The 3138-nt window shown below is 74.7% G+C and carries 1 protein-coding gene and 1 pseudogene; both read right to left on the bottom strand.

The window, feature by feature from the left end; genetic code table 11:
- Window positions 1–989: AMP-binding protein (locus ACFRAR_RS38435; protein WP_380705047.1), on the bottom strand; the 989-nt coding region annotated here is incomplete at its 3' end.
- A 153-nt stretch (window positions 990–1142) separates the two neighbouring features.
- A pseudogene (locus tag ACFRAR_RS38430) lies at window positions 1143–3138 on the bottom strand (condensation domain-containing protein); the annotation flags it as partial.

The following is a 3138-nucleotide window of genomic DNA, read 5'->3' as shown; positions in this document are numbered from 1 at the left end:
ATGTACAGCTCGCCCGCGACCCCGGCCGGCACCGGGCGCAGCCCGGCGTCCAGCACGTACAGCCGGGTGTTGGCCAGCGGGCGCCCGATCGGCACTACGGCCGGGACGGGCTCGGCCGCGCTCATCGTGAAGGTGGTCTTGATGGCGGTGGTCTCGGTGGGCGCGTACACCGCGACCACCGAGGTGTCCGGGCAGGCCCGGAGCACCCGGCGCACGGACTCCGGCGGGACGACGTCGCCGCCGGTCCACACCTGCCGCACGTGCCGGAAGACGTCCGGGTCCTCGTCGGCCATCAGCCGCAGCAGCCCGGACGGCGCCTGGACGAGCGTCACCCGGTGGTCGGTGATGGTCCGGGCGAGGCGTCGGACGTCCAGCTCGCCCGGCTCGGCCAGGACGATCGCCCCGCCGGTGACCAGTGGCGCCCAGATCTCGGTGGTGGAGGCGTCGAAGGCGGTCGGCGAGTGCAGCAGCACCCGCTCGTGGTGGCCGGCCCGGAACTGCGGGTTGCCCAGCAGGTCGACCACGTTGCGGTGGGTGACGGCGACGCCCTTGGGCACCCCGGTCGAGCCGGAGGTGTACATCACGTAGACCAGCTGGCCGGGCAGCACCGGTACCGACGGGTCGCCCGCCGCGGGGGCCCCGGCGAGCAGCGCCCCGGTGACCTCGACGGTGGCGAAGTCCTCGGAGGTCCGGTTCCCGACGGCGAGCACCGGGTGGTCCCGGTGGGCCGGGTCGGTCAGCAGCAGGCCGGTGCGGGTGTCGGCGAGGATGTGCCGGAGCCGCTCCAGCGGGTAGCGGTCGTCCAGTGGGACGTAGGTGCCGCCCGCCTTGGCGATCGCGAGGACGGCGGTGAGCAGGGCGGCGGAGCGCTCCATCAACACCGCGACCGGCTGCTCGGTGGTCAGGCCGCGTGCCAGCAGCAGGGCGGCGAGCCGGTTGGCGCGGTCGTTGAGCTCGGCGTAGTCCAGCCGCTCGGAGTCGGAGACCACGGCGGGGGCCCCGGGGGTGGCGGCGGCCTGGGCCTCGAACAGCCGGGGCAGGCTCAGTTCGGTGACGTCCGCCGTCGGCCCGTTCCAGCCGGTGAGCAGTTGCTCGCGCTCGGCCGGGTCGAGGATGTCGATGTCGCCGATCGGTGCCGCCGGGTCGGCCACGGCGGCGCGCAGGACGCGCAGCAGCCGTTCGGCGAGGGAGACGGCGGTGGCGTGGTCGAAGAGGTCGGCCGCGTAGTCGACGGCGGCGCGTACGCCCAGGCAGCCGCCGTCGGCGGTGAGGCGCTCGACGAAGTTGAAGTTGAGGTCGAACTGGGCCTGGGGCTCGCCGACTTCGACCGGGTCGGCGGTGGCGGCGTCGAACCGGAGGTCGCCGGGCCGCTGGGCGTTCAGGGTGACGACGGTCTGGAAGAGGGGGTGGCGGGCGGGGGTGCGGGTGGGGTTGAGGTGCTCGACCAGGCGTTCGAAGGGGATGTCCTGGTGGTCGTAGGCGTCGAGGTCGGTGCGGCGGACTCGGTCGAGGAGCTGGTGGAAGCTCGGGTCGCCGCTGGTGTCGGTGCGCAGGACGAGGGTGTTGACGAAGAAGCCGACCAGGTCGTCGAGGGCTTCGTCGGTGCGGCCGGCGACGGGGGTGCCGAGTGGCAGGTCGGTTCCGGCGCCGAGGCGGGTGTAGAGGGTGGCGACGGCGGCTTGCAGGGCCATGAACAGGCTGGCGTTCCGTTCGGCGGCCAGCTCGGTGAGCGCGCCGTGCAGTCCGGCGTCCAGCTCGAACTCGACGGCGCCGCCGCGCCGGCTCGGCACGGCCGGCCGGGGGCGGTCGCAGGGCAGCTCCAGCTCCTCCGGGAGGCCGGACAACTCCTTCTTCCAGTAGGTGAGTTGCTCGGATATGAGGCTTTCCGGGTCGTCCTCCTCGCCGAGCAGCTCGCGCTGCCAGAGGGTGTAGTCGGCGTACTGCACCGGCAGCGGCTCCCAGCGTGGCCCGGTGCCGGCCAGCCGGGCCCGGTAGGCCTCGGCGAGGTCGCGGAAGAGCGGGGCGACGGACCAGCCGTCGCCGGCGATGTGGTGCGTCAGCAGCAGCAGGACGTGCTCGCCCGGTCCGGGAAGGGCGTACAGCCAGGCCCGGAGCGGGCGGTCGGAGGCCAGGTCGAAGACCTGTCCGGCGTCCACGCGCAGCCGCTCGCGCAGCTCGGCCTCGCCGGCCACCGGGACGCGGCGCAGCTCCGGGCGCCCCTCGGTGAGGATGTGCTGGTGGGGCCGGCCGTCGGTGGTGGGGAAGACGGTGCGCAGCACCTCGTGCCGGTCCACCACGTCCCCCAGCGCGCCGTCGAGGGCGGCGGGGTCGAGCTCGCCGGTCAGCCGGAGGGCGAACGGAGTGTTGTAGAGGGCGCTCGGGCCCTCGAACTGCTCGATGAACCAGAGCCGCTGCTGGGCGAACGACAACGGGATCAAGGTCTGCCTCCGACTGGCGACGTGCTGCTGCTGTGGTGGTGGCTGCTGCGGTGACGGGTGCTGTGGTGGTGGGCCGGGCCGGGGCGGGGCCGGGGCCGGGGCGGGCCGTCCTCCGTCGGACGGCCCGCGTTCCGCCGCCGGTCAGTCCTGGCCGCCGCCCGGGCGGCGCATCGGCCGCAGGGCCGGGCGGGCCTTCCTCGGCGGGGGCGCCTGCTCGCCGCCGGGCAGCACCGCGGCGAGGGCGGCGACCGTCGGGTGCTCGAAGAGGGTACGGATCGGCAGCTCGGCGCCGAGGGCGGCGCGGATGCGGCTGACCAGCCGGGTGGCGAGCAGGGAGTGCCCGCCGAGGTCGAAGAACCGGTCGTCGATGCTGACCGCCGACACGCCCAGCACCTCGGCGAACAGGGTGCACAGGGTTCGCTCCCGCTCGGTGCGCGGGGCCCGGCCCTCGACCGCCCCGGCGTACTCGGGCGCGGGCAGGGCCTTGCGGTCGACCTTGCCGTTGGCGGTCACCGGGAGACCGTCCAGGACGACCACGGCGGCGGGGAGCATGTAGCCGGCCAGCCGGTCCGCGACGAAGGCACGCAGTTCGCCGGCCGTGGCCTTGCCGGTGGCGTACACCACCAGCCGCTTGTCGCCGGGCTGGTCCTCGCGGACCACCGCGAGCGCCTGGCCGACGTTCTCGTGGGCGGTGAACGCG

The sequence above is a fragment of the Kitasatospora sp. NPDC056651 genome (genome assembly GCF_042792155.1).
GTDB lineage: Bacteria > Actinomycetota > Actinomycetes > Streptomycetales > Streptomycetaceae > Kitasatospora.
The sequence above is the reverse complement of the archived record's forward strand: the minus strand, read 5'-3'. Positions and strand labels throughout refer to the sequence as shown.